Raw genomic sequence first — 18,144 nt, forward strand, 5'->3', positions numbered from 1 at the left:
AAGGAACACTCTTTCCCTACACGACGCTCTTCCGATCTAGCCGCTGCGGCAGCCCCCGGCCATGCCGCAGGCCGCCTTGCCCGGCGACGCGGCGGCCGGCCTGCAGGATGCGATCAGCGCCTTGCGCGGCGCCCTGGAAAGCCGCATGGACGGCCTGCTCTGGGGCGGTCGCCAGGGGCCGGGCCGCGAGCCCGCCGCCGCGGCGCTGTTCCGCAGCCTGCTGGATGCGGGATTCAGCACGAAGCTGGTGCGCACCCTGGTCGAACGCCTGCCGGAAGGAATGACGCCGGAAGCCGCCCTGAGCTGGGCGCGCAATGAACTGGTGACGCACCTGCCCGTGGTGCGCTCCGAAGACGAATTCCTGGGCGGCGGCGTGTATGCGCTGGTCGGGCCGACCGGCGTCGGCAAGACGACGACGCTGGCCAAGCTGGCCGCCCGCTGCGTCGCGCGCGAGGGCCGCGAGCAGGTGGCGATGCTGACCACCGACAATTTCCGGATCGGCGCGCTGGAACAATTGCAGATCTACGGCCGCCTGATGGGCGTCCCCGCCCATTCGGTGCGCGACGCGGGCGAACTCCGCCGCATCCTGGCCGAACTGGGCAACCGCAAGATCGTGCTGATCGACACCACCGGCATCAGCCAGCGCGACCGGCTGGTGGCCGAGCAGGCGGCGATGCTGTGCAATGCGGGCAAGCCCGTGCGCCGGCTGCTGGTGCTGAACGCCGCCAGCCAGGGCGATACGCTGGACGAGGTGGCCCACGCCTACCGCAATGGGGTGGGCGAGGACGTGGCCGGCTGCATCATCACCAAGCTGGACGAGGCCACCCGCCTGGGCGCGGCGCTGGACACCGCCATCCGCCACCGCCTGCCGATCCACTACATGTCGGTCGGCCAGAAGGTGCCGGAACACATGGAGCTGGCCCGCGCCGACGTGCTGATCGACCGCGCGTTCTCGATGGTCGAACGGGCGCGGGCGCTCTACACCCCCAGCGAGGCGGACCTGGCGTCGCTGGTTTCGTCCTCGCGCGAAGCCGAGGGCGGCGATCCGGCCCGCCGCCGGCAATTGCTGGCCTCGGCCATCCTGCGTCCGCAGGGCGGGGCGGGTTCGATCGAAGCCGCGCAGAACCTGGACGACACCATCGCGTGGCTGGAAAGCGATCCGGCCTGCATCCAGGCGCGCGCCTCCTGGCGCGAATACGTGGGCGACGGCGCCAGCCTGGCCGCTCTGGGCGACGAGCCGCTGGAAATGGTGCGCCGCGAGTTTTCGGCCACCTGCAACCGGCATCTGCTGGCCGTGCACGGCAAGACCGGCATGAAGGGAGAAGGCCTGCCGGGCGGGACGCTGCTGAGCACGCTCCTGATGAGCGACCGGGGCGCGGCCCTGGCGGCTCCCTCGCAGCAACTGGCACTGCCGCACGGCACGCTGTCGTCGTTCGCGCCGGCGGAGCCGGCCCAGCCGGACGCGGCCCTGGCGCTGGAAGCGCGGGTGGGCTGGCTGGGCGGGAAACTGGCGCGCCTGCCGGTCGTGCACCTCCTCGAGGCCGGTACTTCGGCCCTGTGGCCGTCCTTGACCGGGCAGGGCGTTTCCTGGGTGGCGCGCAGCGCCGGCGGCCAGCGCGTGATCCAGGACGAATGCCCCACCAACCTGAATGCGGTGGGCAAGAGCGTGGGCTATCTGCCGGTGGGCCAGCCCGGCGACATGCCCGGACTGCACAGCGTCAAGAACGGCCAGCGCGTGCCATTGGCGCTCTGGGCCTCGGGCACCGAAGTCGCGTTGCCCGGCCGCGGCGAGAGCGCGCCGGTCCGGCTGGTGTGCGCCCGGCTGATCGATACGGTCAGCGGCGAGGTGGCCGGGCAGTTGTTCGGCATGACCAATCTGCCGGCGTCCCAGGCGGACGCGGGCACGGTGGCGCGCTGGCTGGTGCTGCAGGACGAGGCCAAGGCCGGATTCCGCTATATGGCGAGCGCATGGCAGGCGCTGCCCGCCGTCGATGGGGCCCACGCGCTAGCGCGCCAGGCCCTGATCGCCGGACAGATGGGCGCCGCGTGCTGGCAACTGGCGCATTCCTCGGCCGCGGAGGTCGTGCAAGGGCCCTTGTCGGGCATCATGGGAACGGAACGCAAACTATCCGGCCGCATGCTGCCGGTGGCCTTGCTGAAAATGTACGCAATGCTGGAAATGACAGCCGCGTAGGATGGGTGGAGCGCGAGAGTTCTTAAGCTAGAACCCCGGTACTGAACGCGCGAAACCCATGCGGCCGTGGGCAGATAGTGCCTGGCATCGGCCAGAAAACAATCGATTGCGGCCGCATGGGTTTCGCGCGCTGGATAGCAGTGTTCTAGCTTAAGAACTCTCGCGCTCCACCCATCCTACGCGTGCTGCGAATGATCAGCCCGCGACGATGGGTTTGCGGCCTGGCGCGCTGCGGGCGCCGCGGCCCCGCGCGTCGTAGGTGGCGGGCGCGCCCGCCGCGCCCAGGTTGCGCAGCGCGTCCAGCGATTGCTGGGTGTAGCGCAGGTGCACGTCGATCAGGGCGCCGTTGCGCAGGTTGATTTCATTGGCGGACGCCGATTTCGTCAGCAAGGCCTGCCAGATCCCGGCCAGTTGCGGGTGCAGCACGGCGGCCTGTTCGGTGCCGGCGTGCCCGCCGGGCAGGCCGATTTCGGCGAGCAGGGTGTCGCGCGCCTGGCTCAGGTCCACCAGTTTGCGGGCCACGCCGCTCTTGCGTTCGGTGATTTCCTGCAGCGCGCCCACGTTCCCCGGCCCCACCAGCACTTCGGTCTCTTCTTCCAGGATGGCGGAGAACTCGGTGATCAGGGCGTCTTCCTGCCTCATGCAGGATTGCAGGGAATCGACGGGGGCTGGGCTGGTGGTCATGCTGCGGCTCGGGTCGGAGTGTTGCGGGGGCTTACTTCAACAGGTCTCGGGCGCTGGCGATCAGGCTGTCCGCGATGCGGCCGGTATCGATCTTGAGCTGGCCCGAGGCGATCGCGGCGCGGATGGCGGCCACGCGCTCGACATTGATGTCGTTCGAGCCGTCTTGCAGCGCCAGCATCTTGCGCGACGCCGAACTCAGCGCCACCTGCGAGCTGCTGGAGCCGCTGGCGCTGCCGGCGCCATAGGCCTGGGCGACCGCGGATTCAGGGCGGTTCCCGACGGCATCCGCCGATAGGGGGCGGTTGGTGGTGGAATTGATCTTCAAGATTATCTCCGCAGGGCGTCCTGGGTCGGTTGTGCGACGGGTCCGCCTACTACTTATGTCTCTGTAACGACAGGGCCGGAAGGAACTTTAGGGTAGGCGGGCCCCCGGCGCAACGCGATATGTAACAACCCCTACAGTTGAATTTCAACCAGGCCGGCGTTGCGCACGATGCCGCTGACCACCTGGCCGCTGGCGGTGCGCACCTGCACCGTCGCGCCGGGCGCCGCGTTGTCCAGCGCCTGGCCCTCGCTGCTGACCACGAATCCCTTGCCGCGCGCGTTGATGCGCACATTGGCGCCGCGCAGCACCGACTGGGCGTTGCGCAGCGACGATCCCCGGACCGTCTGCCCGGCGTTGATCCGGTAGGCCGCGGTCATGCCGACCACGGTTTGGGGATCGGTGATGGCGCCGGGGGGCAGGGCGATGAGGTCGCCGTCTCGGGGCGCCAGGTCGTCCGGCGTCAGGGCCTGGCCGGCCGCGATCCGGCGCGAGGCGACGTAATACTGGCCCGGCACGCTGATCGTCGCCTGCACATAGGTCGTCCAGGGCCGGGGCGCGTTGCAGCGCACTCCCACGGTCATGCGCGAGCGCAGCTTCATGCCGGAAGGCATAAATGGGGACATGGCATCGCAAGGCGTCAGGCGCTCGGCCCGCGGCGGATCGATGGCGATCGACGGCTGGCCGGGCAGGTTGGCCAACTGGTCCTGCAGATAGGCTTGCGCGGCCAGCGCGATCGCCTCGGATGGCTGGGCCGCCGCTTCCTGGGCCTGCGCGGCCGCCAGGGGCAGCAGCAGGGCGGCCAGGCAGCCGGCGCGCGCGCGGAGTCGTCTTGCGGGGATTTTCATGATGGATGAATTGTAGAAGTCCGCGGCGCTTGGCAATACGTGAATTGGATGAGAAATGACGGGTTATTTGGCTGATTGTGCCGGGTCGCCGGCCCCTATGATGCCGTCATCCAATGGGATAACGGTGCGTCCGGGATCCCGTGTCCATCCGAATTGCAATGCACGAAGGCGCCACGATGCTAGACAGGCTTAACGAGGATTTCCGCTTCTTCCAGCAGTCCCTGGGGCTGCGCGCGCAGCGCCAGGAAGTGCTGTCGTCGAATATCGCCAACGCCGATACGCCCAACTACAAGGCCCGCGATTTCGACTTCAAGACGGCGATGGCGAATGCCATGGAAGGCACCATGCGCCTGTCGGACACGTCGCTCACCTTGACGTCCGCCCGCCACATCCCGGCCAAGGCCGTATCGCAGGGGCCCACCGACCTCCTGTACCGCCTGCCGTACCAGCCCAGCATGGACGGCAACACGGTGGACATGGACATCGAGCGCGTGCAGTTCGCCGATAACACCTTGCACTACCAGAGCACCATGCAACTGCTGTCAGGCCGTATCCGGACCATGATGGCCGCAATCCAGGAATGATCATTGAACGGAGCGCCAGGCAATGTCCTTGCTGAGCATTTTTGATATCGCCGGTTCGGCGTTGAGCGCGCAATCGCAGCGCATGAACGTCGCGGCCAGCAACATGGCCAACGCCGAAAGCGTGGTCGGCCCGGACGGCCAGCCCTACCGCGCCCGCCAGGTCGTCTTCCAGGTCAACCCGGCCGCCGGCCAGGCGCTGGGGCAGGAGATCGGCGGAGTGCGCGTGGCGGGAGTGGTCCAGGACCAGTCTCCCCTGAAGCAGGTCTACGACCCCCAGCATCCCATGGCGGACGCCCAGGGCTACGTCAGCATGCCCAACGTCGATCCGGTCGCCGAGACGGTGAACATGATCGCCGCGTCGCGCTCCTACCAGGCGAACGTCGAAGTGCTCAACACCGCCAAGGCGCTGATGCAGAAGACGCTGACCATCGGCCAGTCCTAACTCTTGAACAAGTGAATCCATGACCACTGTCGACCAAACCACGAGCCAGACCGGCCTGGGCCTTGCGCAGACCGGCGCCTATTCCAGCAGCACGGCGCAGGGCCTGCAGGACCAGTTCCTGAAGCTGCTGGTGACCCAGCTACAGAACCAGGATCCGCTGAACCCGATGCAGAACGCCGAGCTGACTTCGCAGCTTGCGCAGATCTCCACCGTGGAAGGCATCAACAACCTGAAGAACACGATGCTGGCCATCAGCGGCCAGATCGACGTGTCGCAGTCGATGAACGCGGTGTCGATGATCGGCAAGGGCGTGCTGATCCCGGGCTCCAAGATCAAGGTCGGCGTGGACGGCGAGAATGCCGACGCGCGCGTGGTCACGCCTTACGGCCTGGACCTGCAGGCCGACGCGGCCAAGGTGCAGGTGCGCATCGCGGACGCGAACGGCGCGGTGGTGCGCACCATCGAACTGGGCGAGCGCGAGACCGGCGTGTACACGCTGGACTGGGATGGCAAGAACGACGGCGGCGTGGCGCTGGAGCCGGGCGCGTACACCGTGTCCGTCCTGGCGACCGACGCCGATGGCAATAAGGTGAACTCGGAAGTGCTGAGCTACGGTCTGGTCAAGAGCGTGGCGTATTCCACCAACGGCCTGCGCCTGGACCTGGGCCTGGACGGCCAGACCAGCATGCTGGACGTGCGCAAGGTGATCGGCGCCTGAGTCGGGCGCGGCGAATCGGTGCCGGCGCACGGGCGGCGGCTTCACTCAGTTTAAGGATTAGCGAGAAAAAACATGGGCTTCGGACAAGGATTGAGCGGCTTGAACGCCGCGGCGCAGAACCTGGACGTCATCGGCAACAACATCGCCAACTCGGGCACCGTCGGCTTCAAGTCGTCGACCACGTCGTTCGCCGACGTCTACGCCAGTTCGCGCGTCGGCCTGGGCGTGAAGGTCGCGTCCATCAACCAGCGCTTCACCGTGGGCACGGTCAACGGCGGCGGCGGTGAATACGACATCGCGATCGACGGCGCCAAGGGCATGTTCCGCGTCACCGACCAGAGCGGCGCCGTCATGTACACCCGCAACGGCGAATTCCTGGTCGACAAGAACAACTTCATCGTGAACGCCCAGGGCTACCGCCTGACCGGCTACCCGGCCGGCGCCATCGGCGCGAACCCGGTGGAACTGCAACTGCCCATGGCCAACGTGGCGCCGAGGGCGACGGCCACGGCCACGACGGTGGCCAACCTGGACGCGAACGCCAAGGTCATCTACCTGACGGATACGCAGATCGCGCCGCCCGTCAACGGTTCGGTCACGTTGACTGCGGCCGCGCCGCCGGCGGTCGACGGGACCTACACTTTCACCCGCAATGGGGCGGGCGAAATTGACTGGGTGAGTGCGCCGCCCGACGGCGACTATGGTGCTGCGCCGAACCTGATCACCATCGACTCCGCGTCCGCTCTTCCCGGTGGCATTACGGCCGGGGATATCACCCAGGTGCCTGGCTACAAGAATTACACGGCGGCCGTGATGGAGCTGGCCAAGCCTTTCGATCCGACCGTCTCCAGCAGCTACACCAACGCTTCGCCCATGACCGTGTACGACTCCCTGGGCAATTCGCACCAGGTGATGCAGTACTTCGTCAAGCGCCCCGCGGGCGGGTCCGGCAGTGAATATGACGTCTACTACACCATGGACGGCAAGGCCATGGCGCCGACCACGGAAGCCAGCGGCGCCTGGGGAAATCCCCAGAAGCTGACCTTCAACAATGCGGGCACGATGACCAGCGCGCCGATTGTGAACCTGAGCTTCGCGGATCCGGGCGGCACCACGACTCCGGCCGATCCCCTGAACATCGCGCTGGACTACACCGGCACCACGCAGTACGGCAGCAACTACAAGCTGGTGGCAAAGCCGGACGGCTACACCTCGGGTGAATTCAGCGGCATCAACATCGGCGGCGACGGCAGCCTGGTCGCCAGCTACACCAACGGCGAAACCCAGATCGTGGGCACCATCGTGCTGGCCGATTTCTCGAACCTGCAAGGCTTGCAGCCGGTGGGCAACAACGCCTGGACGGAAACGGCGGCCTCGGGCCAGCCCATCCTGGGCCAGCCGGGCACCAACGGCCTGTCCAAGGTGGTGGGCCAGGCGACGGAATCCTCCAACGTGGACATGAGCAAGGAGCTGGTCAACATGATCGTCGCCCAGCGCACCTACCAGGCCAATTCGCAGACCATCAAGACCCAGGACGAAATCATGCAAGTCCTGATGAACCTGAAGTAAAGGGCTCACCCCCGAAGCGCCGCAGGCGCTTCCCCCTCCAGGGGGCGCGCCAGCGGACCGGCGGAGCCGGATCCGCGGCGCCCCGCTCCGGGAGCACCGGCTATAGAGGGCCGATTGTGGCGGGGAGGGCAACGTGGACGCATATTCGATGACGATGGCGATGGAATAGGAAATGGATCGGATCATTTACACCGCGATGAATGGCGCGGCGCGCATCACGGAGCACCAGGCCGCGTTGAGCAACAACATGGCCAACGTGAACACGCCGGGCTTTCGCGAGCAGATCGCGCTGTACCGGTCGGTTCCAGTGACCGACGGCGTGAGCCTGCCCACGCGCGTGTCGACGGTGGCGTCCACGCCCGGCAACAGCTTCCAGATGGGCACGATGCAGACCACGGGCCGCGACCTGGACGTGGCCCTCGCCGACGAACGCGGCTGGCTGGCCGTGCAGACGCCCCAGGGCGAAGCCTATACCCGCGCCGGCAGTCTGCAGGTCGGCGTCAATGGGCTGCTGCAAACGTCGCTGGGCCAGCCGGTGCTGTCGGACCAGGGCGGCATCATCGACGTGCCCGACCAGGCCGCGCTGACGATCACCTCGGACGGCACCATCACCGCCATCGGCGCGGGCGATGCGCCGAACAACATCCTGAACCTGGGCCGCCTCAAGCTGGCCGACCCGCCGAAGGAACAACTGGTGCATGGCGACGACGGCGTGTTCCGCCGGGCGCCGGTCGATGGCCAGCCCGCGCCTCCTATGCCCGCCGACCCCAGCCTGCGGCTGCTGTCGGGCGTGCTGGAAGGCAGCAATACCAATCCGATGGCGGCGATGGTCGGCATGATCGCGAACGCGCGCCGCTTCGAGCAGCAGATGCAGGTGATCCAGCAATCGGACCGCAACGCCGAGCGCGCCAACGGCCTTCTTTCGATAAGCGCCTGATCCGGCGGCTGATTCAAAACCATTTTTGCGCGCGGCCGGGCCGCGGCACCAGGAGTACTTCATCATGATGCGTTCGCTGTGGATCGCCAAGACGGGCCTGGAGGGTCAGCAGACCTCCATGGACGTGATTTCCAACAACCTGGCCAACGTCTCCACCAACGGGTTCAAGCGCGGCCGCGCCGTGTTCCAGGACCTGATGTACCAGACGCTGCGCCAGCCCGGCGCCCAGGTCGGGGATGCCACCCAGTTGCCCTCCGGGCTGCAACTGGGCACCGGCGCGCGCGTGGCCGCGACCGAGCGCATCCACACCGCGGGCAACCTGAACAACACGGGCAGCGAGATGGATATCGCCATCAACGGCCGCGGCTTCCTGCAGATCGAACTGCCCGACGGCACCCAGGGCTACACCCGCGACGGCGCGCTGCAGCGCGACCAGAACGGGCAACTGACCACGGTCAGCGGCTACGTGATCCAGCCGCCGATCAACGTGCCCGACAACGCCTTGTCGCTCACCATCGGCAATGACGGCACGGTCTCGGTGACCCAGCCGGGCGCCGCCGGCGTGAACGTGCAGATCGGCCAGTTGCAGATCGCGACGTTCATCAACCCCACCGGCCTGCAGAGCATCGGCGAAAACCTGTACCTGGAAACCGACGCGTCGGGCCCGGCCAACCTGTTGCAGCCGGGCGTGGACGGCGCCGGTTCCATCATGCAGAACTACGTCGAAACCTCCAACGTGAACGTGGCCGAAGAACTGGTCAACATGATCACCACGCAGCGCGCATACGAAATGAACAGCAAGGCCGTCAAGACCTCGGACGAAATGCTGGCCCGCCTGACGCAACTGTGATGCCCATGTCTGTACTGCGCCTGGCGACGAGCGCGGCCCTGGCCATATCGATGGCCGGCTGCGCCATGATTCCGCCCGAACCCATCGTGACCGGGCCGACGACGGCCGCGCCGCCGGTGCCGCCCATGCCTTCGGCGCAGCCCACGGGCTCGATCTACCAGCCCACGACCTACGGCAACTATCCGCTGTTCGAGGACCGCCGGCCGCGCAACGTGGGGGACATCGTCACCATCGTGCTCAACGAGAAGACGAACGCGTCCAAGAACGTCGCCACGAACACCAACCGCAGCGGAAGCGCCAGCCTGGGCATCGCCGCGGCGCCGTCCTTCATGGACGGCTGGGCCAACGCCAACCTGAACACCGACGCCAAGGGTGGGAACGTGTCGCAGGGCAAGGGCGACAGCACGGCCAACAACGCCTTCACGGGCACCATCACCACGACGGTGGTGGGCGTGATGTCCAACGGCAACCTGCAGGTGGCGGGCGAAAAGCAGATCGCCATCAACCGCGGCAGCGAATACGTGCGCTTCTCCGGCGTGGTGGACCCGCGCTCCATTACCGGCACGAACACCGTGTCGTCCACGCAGGTGGCCGACGCCCGCATTGAATACCGCAGCAAGGGCGTCATGGACGAAGTGCAGACCATGGGCTGGCTGCAACGCTTCTTCCTGATGGCATCGCCGTTCTGACGTTCTATGCATGGGCGCCCTGGACAATTGACATGAAACACGCTGTTTTCTTCTTCCGCCTGCTGGCGCGCGCCTGCGTCGCCGCGGGCATGCTGGCCGGCGTCGGCCCGGCGCACGCCGAACGGCTCAAGGACCTGGCCTCGATCCAGGGCGTGCGGGGCAACCAACTGATCGGCTACGGCCTGGTCGTGGGCCTGGACGGCAGCGGCGACCAGGTTCGCCAGACGCCGTTCACGCAGCAAAGCCTGACCAACATGCTGTCGCAGCTTGGCATCACCGTGCCTTCGGGCAGCAATATGCAATTGAAGAACGTCGCGGCCGTCATGGTCACGACGACGCTGCCCGCCTTCGCGCGGCCCGGCCAGACGCTGGACGTGGTGGTGTCCTCCATGGGCAACGCCAAGAGCCTGCGCGGCGGCACCTTGCTGATGACACCGCTCAAGGGCGCCGACAGCCAGGTCTACGCCATCGCCCAGGGCAATATCCTGGTGGGCGGCGCGGGCGCTTCCGCGGGCGGCTCCAGCGTGCAGATCAACCAGTTGAACGGCGGCCGCATCAGCGCGGGCGCTATCGTCGAGCGTTCGGTGCCCACCACGTTCTCGCGCGACGGCTACATCCACGTTGAACTGAACAACACGGATTTCGGCACCGCCCAGAACGTGGCGGCCGCCCTCAACAAGAAGTTCGGCCAGGGCACGGCCGCGGCCCTGGACGGCCGCGTGGTGCAGGTGCGCACCCCCATGGAACAGGCGTCGCAGGCGCGCTTCCTGTCGCTGGTGGAAGACCTGCAGGTCGCCCGCGCGCCCACGGTGGCCAAGGTGATCATCAACGCCCGCACGGGTTCGGTCGTCATGAACCGCACCGTCATGATCGAAGAAGCCGCGGTGGCGCACGGCAATCTCTCGGTGATCATCAACCGGCAGAACCAGGTATCGCAGCCGGACACGCCGTTCACGGAAGGGCAGACGGTGGTGGTGCCCAATACCCAGATCGAAGTGCGCCAGGACAACGGATCCCTGCAGCGCGTCAGCACCAGCGCCAACCTGGCCGACGTGGTCAAGGGCCTGAATGCCCTGGGCGCAACGCCGCAGGACCTGCTGGCGATCCTGCAGGCCATGAAATCCGCGGGCGCCCTGCGCGCCGAACTGGAAATCATCTGACGGCGATGGCATATACCCAAGACGCGGCGCGCGGCGCCCAACGGCAGGATTCGGTCTTCGACATGGGGCGCCTGTCGGACCTGAAGCGCGACGTCAAGAAAGATCCCGCGGGCACCGAACAGCAGAAACAGGTGGCCAGGCAGTTCGAGGCCCTGTTCCTCCAGATGATGCTCAAGCGCATGCGCGAGGCCACGCCCAAGGAGGGGCTGTTCGATTCGCAGCAGACGCAGATGCTGCAATCGATGGCCGACGAGCAACTGGCGCTGCACCTGGCGACGCCGGGCATCGGCCTGTCCCAGGCCATCCTGGCGCAGATGCAGGAAGGCAAGCCGGGCGACGTGCCGGAAGACGCCGTCAAGCGCATCGGGCAGGGCGGCGACCTCGATTTCCGCACGGGCGGTTCGCGGGAGGTGTCGGCGCTGCTGAACGTGATGCGCAACAACCGTCCCAGCGACCGGGCCCTGGCGGCCGCCGAGGGCGCGCCCGAACACGTCGTCGACTTCGTGTCGAAGATGGCGCGCGCGGCCAACCTGGCCTCGCAGCACAGCGGCGTGCCGGCCCGCCTGATCATGGGCCAGGCGGCGCTGGAGTCCGGCTGGGGCAAGCGCGAGATCAAGCACGACGACGGCAGCACCAGCTACAACCTTTTCGGCATCAAGGCGGGCGCCAACTGGAAGGGCAGGGTCGTCAACGTGCTCACGACCGAATACGAAGACGGCGTGGCTAAAAAGGTGACGCAACCTTTCCGCGCCTACGCCTCCTACGAGGAATCGTTCGCGGACTACGCCCGCCTCATCGGCAACAGCCCGCGCTACGAGAGCGTGGCGCAGGCGCGCAACGAGATCGAGGCGGCCCGGCGGATACAGGACGCGGGCTACGCGACCGATCCGCAGTACGCCCAGAAGCTGATCGGTGTCATGAGCCAGCTACGGGGCGCGGCTTCCAAGGTGGAAATTTCTCGCCAGATGTTGGAAGGACTCTAAATTCACGTCGTCCGCTGCCGTTAATGGAGTATCCAGTCATATCGGTCGCGGTTAAATACGGGGCATTGTCAGCATGAATTTGTACAAAACGGCATTGGGCGGGCTGAACGCGGCTCAGGCAGGCCTGGCAACCACCAGTCATAACATCAACAACGCCACGACGGTCGGTTACAACCGTCAGCGCGTCATGGTGTCCACCGCCGGCGCCCAGGCGACCACCAATGGATACATCGGCCGCGGCGTCCAGGTGGACACGGTCGTGCGCAGTTACGACAGCTTCCTGTACAAGCAGCTCGTCGGCGCGCAGGGCAGCGGCGCCCAGTTGCAAGCCCAACTGGACCAGGTGTCGCAGGTCAACAACCTGTTCGCGGACCGCACGGTCGGCATCGCGCCGGGCCTGAACAATTTCTTCACCAGTATGAACACCGTGGCCAGCAAGCCCGCGGACCCGGCCGCGCGCGCCGATCTGCTGGGCAAGGCCAACAGCCTGGCCACGCAGATCCGTTCGGCCTACACCGAAATGCAGAACCAGCGCGAAGGGCTGAATACGCAGATCACGACGACGGTGGAGCAGGTCAACAGCTACCTGTCCCGCATCGACGACCTGAATACGCAGATTTCGCTGGCTACCGGCAAGGCGGGCGGCAGCCCCCCGAACGACCTGCTCGACCAGCGCGACCAGGCCGTGATGGAACTGAACCAGTTGATCGGCATCACGACGTACGAGCAGGGCGACAAGATCAGCATTTCCCTGGCCAGCGGCGGCCAGTCGCTGCTGTCCGGCAACAGCATCTACCCGCTGCAGGCGGTGGCCTCGTCCAAGGATGCCGGCCGCACGGTGCTGGCCTATACCTTGCCGGCGGGTTCGGGCAAGACCGTGGCCGTGGAGCTCGACGACAGCGAAGTCACCGGCGGCAAGCTGGGCGGCCTGCTGCAGTTCCGCTCCTCGTCGCTGGACGTGATGCAGAACCAATTGGGCCAGATGGCGGTCGGCCTGGCGCTGTCGTTCAACGAACAGCACAAGCAAGGTCTGGACCAGAACGGCGATCCCGGCACCGACTTCTTCAGCATCGGTTCCCCCGCGGCCGTGCCCAATACCCAGAACAAGAGCAACGCGCAGATCTCGGGCACCTTCACGAACCTGGACAATATCAACGCCAAGGACTACGAGATTTCGTTCGACGGCACGAATTACCAGGTCGTGCGCCTGCCGGAAGGCGTGCGGGTCTATAACGGCCCCGCCACCGGCACGCCGCCCAACGCGACGCTGGACCTGGACAGCGAAATGGGCGTCACCCTGACGATCGACGCGCCGCCCCAGGCGGGCGACAAGTGGTCGCTGTCGCCCACGCGCGACGCCGCTCGCGACATCGACGTCCTGATCCGCGATCCGGAAAAGATCGCAGCGGCCGACGCGGACGGCGGCGACGCCAACGGCAAGAACGCGCTCAAGCTCGCGCAACTGGAAAACGCCAAGGTCCTGGGCCACGGCACGATGAGCACGACCGACATGTTCGCGCAGGTCGTGAACACGGTAGGGGTGCAGACCGCGCAGGTCAAGGCGGCCGCCACGGCGCAAGTGAATCTGATCAAGCAGACGACGGCCGCCCAGCAGTCGGTGTCGGGCGTCAACCTGAACGAAGAATACGTCAGCCTGTCGCTGTATCAAGAGCAATACCAGGCCAGCGCTCGCATCATCGATGTGGCCAGCACCATTTTCGACACGCTGCTGGGCCTGCGCGGCTGACCGGACCGTTGAATTGTGATGACTAAAGAGACTTTCGGAGTTGCACCATGCGCCTGAGTACCACGATGATGTACACGAACGGCCTGAGCGGCGTTCTTGCTCAGGAATCCGACATGAACCGCCTGGTCGAGCAGATCGGCAGCGGGCGCAAGAACCTGAGCCCGGCGGATGATCCCCTGGCGGCGGCGCTGGCCATCGGTGTCGCGCAGACGCAGAGCATGAACTCGGCGTACGCAATGAACCGCCAGACCGCCAATACGAATCTGGGCCAGGAAAGCAACACCCTGGATGCGGTGACGAACATCCTGCAGGAAGCGCGGACGCGCATCATCCAGGCGGGCGGCGTGCTGTCCGACAGCGATCGCCAGGCGTTGTCCACGGCGCTCAAGAGCACGCGCGAAGCCTTGCTGGGCCTGGCGAACGCGACGGACGGCAACGGCCAGTACCTGTTCTCGGGCAACGACGGCAACGTGATGCCGTATTCCACGGACGCGTCGGGCAAGATCGTCTATAGCGGGTCGACCGGCGAGCGGACCGTCCAGGTCGACCAGAGCCGGCAGCTTTCCACCAGCGATCTGGGCAAGGACATTTTCGGCCGCGCCAACCCTGGATCGCAGACCTACGTGTCTTCGGTGCCCGAAACCAACACCGGCACGGCGGAGTTCGGCGCAGCCTCGGTGACGCCGGGCAGCCCGAATCTGGGCAAGAATTTCGCGGTGGAGTTCGAAGCCGATCCCGTTACCGGCGAGATGGGCTACCGCGTCACCACGACCGACGCCGACGGCACCAATCCCGTCACCGTTCCGGATACCGCGCAGCCCGCGACGCCCTATGTCAGCGGCGCAACGATCGATTTCGGAGGAGTCTCCGTGGCGATCAAGGGGGCTCCCGAAGCGGGCGACGTGGTCAACGTGGAGAGCATCCAGTCGGCCGACATGGACGTCTTCGCCACCTTGGACAGCCTGATCTCCGCCCTGGACGCGCCCAGCGCCGGCGACCCGGTGGCCACGGCAAGGCTGAACAACGAGTTGGCGACCGCCAACAAGAAGTTGGCGAGCGCCTACGACAACGTGTTGACGGTCAATGCGTCGGTCGGCGCCCGCATGAACGAGTTGGACGCGTTGGATGCGACCGGAACGCAAAAGGGCCTGTCGTACGCCAAATCCCTGTCGGACCTGGAAGACCTGGATTATTACCAAGGCGCCAGCCAGCTTGCATTGCGCCAGGTCGCGCTGCAGGCGGCTTCGGCTGCCTTCATGACCATCCAGGGTTCCAGTCTTTTCAGCCGCAAGTAACGCGGTGGAGTTCCAGGCCGCGCCCGTGGGGCGCGGCGAATAGCGCGCTTGCGGACGCTGCTGGCCCAAGGCCGGGGCGTCCGTGGTTGCGTGCACGGTAGGAAATCGTAGGTTCACGTCGCTCAACGCTCGGATATTTCATGCTTGTCAATTTGAAAGTTCGCACCTGCCTCATTCTGGTGCTGCTGCTCTTCACGGGCGCCATGTTCATATCCAATGGCGTGGCGTGGATGGGGCTGGACTCCAGCAGCCAGAAGCTGGACCAGGTCAATGAAGCCTATTCCACGCAGGCGGCGCAGGTGAACCGCGCCTACAGCCTGTTCGTGAGCGGCCGCCTGCTGCTGGCGAATTCGCTGATGGATATGCAGCAGGGCAAGACCGAACAGGCGACATCGCAGGCCCAGCGCGCGGAAAAGCTGATGCAGGACGGCGCCAAGGCGCTCGACGCCTACAGCAAGGCGCCGCGCCTGCCGGGTTCCGAGGCGGTGAACGGCAAGCTGGAAAGCGCCTACAGGCAGTTCGACGGCCTGGTCAAGCGGCAGGCGGCGGCGTTGTCCTCCATGGCGGTGCAGGAATATCTGGATCTGAACGATGCCGGCACGGCGGCGAACGCGGCGCTGCGCGACGCGGTGGGCGAAGTCCTGGCTTTCGTGGACGCGAGCACCGACGAATTGATCGCCCAGGCCGGGGCGGCGCACGGTGTGTCGCGCACTGTCACTATCGTGATGCTGGCGATCGCCCTGGCGCTGGCGCTGGGGTGCTGGATCTTCATCAATCGCACCGTGCTGCGGCCGCTGCATGAGGCCGGCAGCCATTTCGAGAAAATCTCCGCCGGCGATTTCACCGGCCGCATCGAGGTGCGCAGCACCAACGAAATCGGCCACCTGTTCGCGGCGGTCAAGCGCATGCAGGAAAGCCTGACCCGCACGGTGGCGTTGGTGCGCCGCGGCGTGGACGAAATCAACGTGGGCTCGCGCGAGATCTCGGCGGGCAATGCCGACCTGTCCAGCCGCACCGAACAACAGGCGGCGTCGCTGGAGGAAACGGCGGCGTCGATGGAAGAGTTGGCTTCGACGGTGAAGCAGAACGCGGACAACGCGCGCCAGGCCAATCAACTGGCGGCCAGCGCGTCGGACGTGGCGGAACGCGGCGGTTCGGCGGTGTCGGAAGTGGTCAACACCATGCAGGAGATCTCGGCCAGCTCGCGCAAGATTTCCGAGATCGTGTCGGTGATCGACGGCATTGCGTTCCAGACGAACATCCTGGCGCTGAACGCGGCGGTGGAAGCGGCGCGCGCGGGCGAGCAGGGCAAGGGCTTCGCGGTGGTGGCGGGCGAGGTTCGCTCGCTGGCGCAGCGCAGCGCGCAGGCGGCCAAGGAAATCAAGGGCCTGATCGAGGACTCGGTCACGAAGGTCGGCGCGGGCTCGCAGCAGGTGGAGCGCGCGGGCGCGACGATGCAGGAGATTGTGGCGTCGGTGAAGCGGGTGACGGACATCATGGGCGAGATCTCGGCGGCGTCCGAGGAGCAGTCCAGCGGCATCGACCAGGTCAACCGCGCGGTGTCGCAGATGGACGAAGTGACGCAGCAGAACGCGGCGCTGGTGGAAGAGGCGGCCGCGGCGGCGGGTTCGCTGCAAGAGCAGGCGCAGCGCCTGGCCGAGGCGGTCTCCGTGTTCAAGATCAACGCGGGCGAAGTCATCGAAGTGCCCGCCCAGCAGTTGGCGCAGCCCCGCAGCGCTCCGCGCATGCCGGCGCCGGCGGTCAAGACGCCCGCTGCCGCGGCTCCCGTTGAACGAGCGGAACGTGCCGAGCCCGCCGCGCAAGCGCCGAAGGCCGCTGCCGCGCCTCGCCTGACGCAGGTGGCCCGGCCCAAGCCGGCCGCGGCGGCTTCGTCAGTCCGTCCGCGCCGGCCGGCCAGCCGGACGGCGGACGCGACCGACGCCGCGCCCGTCCGGCCGTCCGCCAACCGGCGGCAGGCGCCGTCGGACGACGATTGGGAATCTTTCTGACGGAGCGATCCGCCAGTGCTTTGTGACCATGCAGTAAAGCTATCCCTTTTACGGCCCGGCGGCAGGATCGCCGCCGGGACGATTACCGGAATACATGGAAATGTTTAGCAATCTGAAGGTGCGCACGGGCCTCATGCTGGCCCAGTTGGCGGTTGCCTTGGCCGCGCTTGCCGCGATCGTGCTGGGCTGGAACGGCATGCGCTCCAGTACCGAGGCGATCAACGCCCTGGATACCTTGAGCGTCCAGCAAGCCAATTTGATCAAGGACTCCTATACGCAGATGCTGCGCGCCACCATACGCGCCGACATCGCGGCGGCGCAGCGCAGCGCCGGCGACTCTGGCGGCGCGGCGGAGAACACGCGCACGGTGCAGCAACTGGTCGGCGACGCCAAGAAGAAGATGGAAGCCTTCAAGGCGATTCCGAAGACCACGGAAGTGGGCAAGGCCGCCGAAAGCGAACTCCTGTCGTCGTTCAATTTGTTCGCCGATGCGCTCCAATCCATGATGTCGGCCCTGGAAAAAGGCGACTCGGCCGCTTATCTGTCGCTGAAGAACACCAAGGCGGGCGCGGCCAGCGGGGCGTTCTCGCAGCGCTTGAGCGCGTTCGCGGACAACATCACCGCCTATAGCGAAGAACTCGTGGGATCGGCGCGCTCGCAATCGGCGACGATGGCGATCGTCTTCATCGCGCTGGCCGTGGTGATCCTGGCGGTGTGGCTGGGCGCGTTCCTGTTCATGAACCGCGTCGTGCTGCGCCCCTTGCGCGCGGTCAGCGACAGTTTCGACAAGATCGCCGCCGGCGACCTGACGGTGCGGGTGGAGGTGGAGTCCACCAATGAAATCGGCACGCTGATGGCGGCGGTCAAGCGCATGCAGGAAAGCCTGGCCCGCACGGTGACGACGGTGCGCCGCGGCGTGGACGAAATCAACGTGGGCTCGCGCGAGATCTCGGCGGGCAACACGGACCTGTCCAGCCGCACGGAAGAGCAGGCGGCGTCGCTGGAGGAAACGGCGGCGTCGATGGAAGAGTTGGCCTCGACGGTGAAGCAGAACGCGGACAACGCGCGCCAGGCCAATCAACTGGCGGCCAGCGCGTCGGACGTGGCGGAACG

General features: G+C 66.5%; 17 protein-coding genes. 14 read left to right on the forward strand and 3 right to left on the reverse strand.

The window, feature by feature from the left end; genetic code table 11:
- Positions 1-61 precede the first annotated feature (61 nt).
- Positions 62-2,194 (forward strand): flagellar biosynthesis GTPase FlhF, encoded by a 2,133-nt coding sequence (gene flhF / locus AVE30378_RS31420; RefSeq protein WP_244235198.1) that lies wholly within the window; start codon positions 62-64, stop codon positions 2,192-2,194.
- Positions 2,195-2,389: 195 nt separating this feature from the next.
- Here flhF and AVE30378_RS31425 read toward each other — a convergent pair whose 3' ends face one another.
- From AVE30378_RS31425 to flgA, 3 genes are all read right to left on the reverse strand, one after another.
- Entirely contained in the window at positions 2,390-2,878 is a 489-nt protein-coding gene (locus tag AVE30378_RS31425; RefSeq protein ID WP_129246961.1) for a flagella synthesis protein FlgN, read from the reverse strand.
- A gap of 31 nt (positions 2,879-2,909) precedes the next feature.
- Positions 2,910-3,203 (reverse strand): flagellar biosynthesis anti-sigma factor FlgM, encoded by a 294-nt coding sequence (gene flgM / locus AVE30378_RS31430; RefSeq protein WP_129246963.1) that lies wholly within the window; start codon positions 3,201-3,203, stop codon positions 2,910-2,912.
- Positions 3,204-3,334: 131 nt separating this feature from the next.
- Entirely contained in the window at positions 3,335-4,048 is a 714-nt protein-coding gene (flgA, locus tag AVE30378_RS31435; protein WP_129246965.1) for a flagellar basal body P-ring formation chaperone FlgA, read from the reverse strand.
- Between the two features lie 176 nt (positions 4,049-4,224).
- Between flgA and flgB the strand changes: the two genes are divergently transcribed.
- The 13 genes from flgB to AVE30378_RS31500 form a co-directional block, all read left to right on the forward strand.
- Positions 4,225-4,632 (forward strand): flagellar basal body rod protein FlgB, encoded by a 408-nt coding sequence (gene flgB, locus AVE30378_RS31440; RefSeq protein ID WP_129246967.1) that lies wholly within the window; start codon positions 4,225-4,227, stop codon positions 4,630-4,632.
- A gap of 22 nt (positions 4,633-4,654) precedes the next feature.
- Entirely contained in the window at positions 4,655-5,074 is a 420-nt protein-coding gene (gene flgC, locus AVE30378_RS31445) for a flagellar basal body rod protein FlgC (RefSeq protein WP_129246969.1), read from the forward strand.
- A gap of 19 nt (positions 5,075-5,093) precedes the next feature.
- Positions 5,094-5,792: a flagellar hook capping FlgD N-terminal domain-containing protein gene (locus AVE30378_RS31450; protein ID WP_129246972.1), complete on the forward strand. Its 699-nt coding sequence runs from the start codon at positions 5,094-5,096 to the stop codon at positions 5,790-5,792.
- 72 nt (positions 5,793-5,864) lie between these two features.
- Entirely contained in the window at positions 5,865-7,361 is a 1,497-nt protein-coding gene (locus AVE30378_RS31455; RefSeq protein WP_129246973.1) for a flagellar hook-basal body complex protein, read from the forward strand.
- Positions 7,362-7,533: 172 nt separating this feature from the next.
- Entirely contained in the window at positions 7,534-8,298 is a 765-nt protein-coding gene (locus tag AVE30378_RS31460) for a flagellar basal body rod protein FlgF (RefSeq protein WP_129246976.1), read from the forward strand.
- Positions 8,299-8,362: 64 nt separating this feature from the next.
- The gene (gene flgG, locus AVE30378_RS31465) at positions 8,363-9,148 is read left to right on the forward strand and encodes a flagellar basal-body rod protein FlgG (RefSeq protein ID WP_129246978.1); all 786 of its coding nucleotides are present in this window, start codon (positions 8,363-8,365) and stop codon (positions 9,146-9,148) included.
- On the forward strand, positions 9,148-9,837 hold the full coding sequence (locus AVE30378_RS31470; protein WP_129246980.1) for a flagellar basal body L-ring protein FlgH: 690 nt from the start codon (positions 9,148-9,150) through the stop codon (positions 9,835-9,837). The genes flgG and AVE30378_RS31470 overlap by 1 nt, the downstream gene beginning before the upstream one ends.
- 32 nt (positions 9,838-9,869) lie before the next feature.
- Positions 9,870-10,997: a flagellar basal body P-ring protein FlgI gene (locus AVE30378_RS31475; RefSeq protein WP_129246982.1), complete on the forward strand. Its 1,128-nt coding sequence runs from the start codon at positions 9,870-9,872 to the stop codon at positions 10,995-10,997.
- Between the two features lie 5 nt (positions 10,998-11,002).
- Positions 11,003-11,980 (forward strand): flagellar assembly peptidoglycan hydrolase FlgJ, encoded by a 978-nt coding sequence (flgJ, locus tag AVE30378_RS31480; RefSeq protein WP_129246984.1) that lies wholly within the window; start codon positions 11,003-11,005, stop codon positions 11,978-11,980.
- 73 nt (positions 11,981-12,053) lie between these two features.
- Entirely contained in the window at positions 12,054-13,727 is a 1,674-nt protein-coding gene (flgK, locus tag AVE30378_RS31485) for a flagellar hook-associated protein FlgK (protein WP_129246986.1), read from the forward strand.
- A gap of 47 nt (positions 13,728-13,774) precedes the next feature.
- A complete protein-coding gene (flgL, locus tag AVE30378_RS31490; RefSeq protein WP_129246988.1) occupies positions 13,775-15,022 on the forward strand; it encodes a flagellar hook-associated protein FlgL in 1,248 nt (415 codons plus the stop codon).
- 140 nt (positions 15,023-15,162) lie between these two features.
- The gene (locus AVE30378_RS31495; protein WP_129246990.1) at positions 15,163-17,031 is read left to right on the forward strand and encodes a methyl-accepting chemotaxis protein; all 1,869 of its coding nucleotides are present in this window, start codon (positions 15,163-15,165) and stop codon (positions 17,029-17,031) included.
- Positions 17,032-17,131: 100 nt separating this feature from the next.
- Positions 17,132-18,144: Tar ligand binding domain-containing protein (locus AVE30378_RS31500; RefSeq protein WP_129246992.1), on the forward strand; the 1,013-nt coding region annotated here is incomplete at its 3' end.

The organism is Achromobacter veterisilvae (assembly GCF_900496975.1).
Lineage (GTDB): Bacteria > Pseudomonadota > Gammaproteobacteria > Burkholderiales > Burkholderiaceae_B > Achromobacter > Achromobacter veterisilvae.

What these genes read in the sequence shown, in the direction of transcription:
- AVE30378_RS31495 (WP_129246990.1), top strand. Translation starts at nt 15,163, where the DNA reads ATGCTTGTCAATTTGAAAGTTCGCACCTGCCTCATTCTGGTGCTGCTG.
- flgL (WP_129246988.1), top strand. Translation starts at nt 13,775, where the DNA reads ATGCGCCTGAGTACCACGATGATGTACACGAACGGCCTGAGCGGCGTT.
- flgJ (WP_129246984.1), top strand. Translation starts at nt 11,003, where the DNA reads ATGGCATATACCCAAGACGCGGCGCGCGGCGCCCAACGGCAGGATTCG.
- AVE30378_RS31470 (WP_129246980.1), top strand. Translation starts at nt 9,148, where the DNA reads ATGCCCATGTCTGTACTGCGCCTGGCGACGAGCGCGGCCCTGGCCATA.
- flgA (WP_129246965.1), bottom strand. Translation starts at nt 4,048, where the DNA reads ATGAAAATCCCCGCAAGACGACTCCGCGCGCGCGCCGGCTGCCTGGCC.
- AVE30378_RS31455 (WP_129246973.1), top strand. Translation starts at nt 5,865, where the DNA reads ATGGGCTTCGGACAAGGATTGAGCGGCTTGAACGCCGCGGCGCAGAAC.
- flgC (WP_129246969.1), top strand. Translation starts at nt 4,655, where the DNA reads ATGTCCTTGCTGAGCATTTTTGATATCGCCGGTTCGGCGTTGAGCGCG.
- AVE30378_RS31450 (WP_129246972.1), top strand. Translation starts at nt 5,094, where the DNA reads ATGACCACTGTCGACCAAACCACGAGCCAGACCGGCCTGGGCCTTGCG.
- flgB (WP_129246967.1), top strand. Translation starts at nt 4,225, where the DNA reads ATGCTAGACAGGCTTAACGAGGATTTCCGCTTCTTCCAGCAGTCCCTG.
- AVE30378_RS31425 (WP_129246961.1), bottom strand. Translation starts at nt 2,878, where the DNA reads ATGACCACCAGCCCAGCCCCCGTCGATTCCCTGCAATCCTGCATGAGG.
- flgK (WP_129246986.1), top strand. Translation starts at nt 12,054, where the DNA reads ATGAATTTGTACAAAACGGCATTGGGCGGGCTGAACGCGGCTCAGGCA.
- flhF (WP_244235198.1), top strand. Translation starts at nt 62, where the DNA reads ATGCCGCAGGCCGCCTTGCCCGGCGACGCGGCGGCCGGCCTGCAGGAT.
- flgG (WP_129246978.1), top strand. Translation starts at nt 8,363, where the DNA reads ATGATGCGTTCGCTGTGGATCGCCAAGACGGGCCTGGAGGGTCAGCAG.
- AVE30378_RS31460 (WP_129246976.1), top strand. Translation starts at nt 7,534, where the DNA reads ATGGATCGGATCATTTACACCGCGATGAATGGCGCGGCGCGCATCACG.
- AVE30378_RS31475 (WP_129246982.1), top strand. Translation starts at nt 9,870, where the DNA reads ATGAAACACGCTGTTTTCTTCTTCCGCCTGCTGGCGCGCGCCTGCGTC.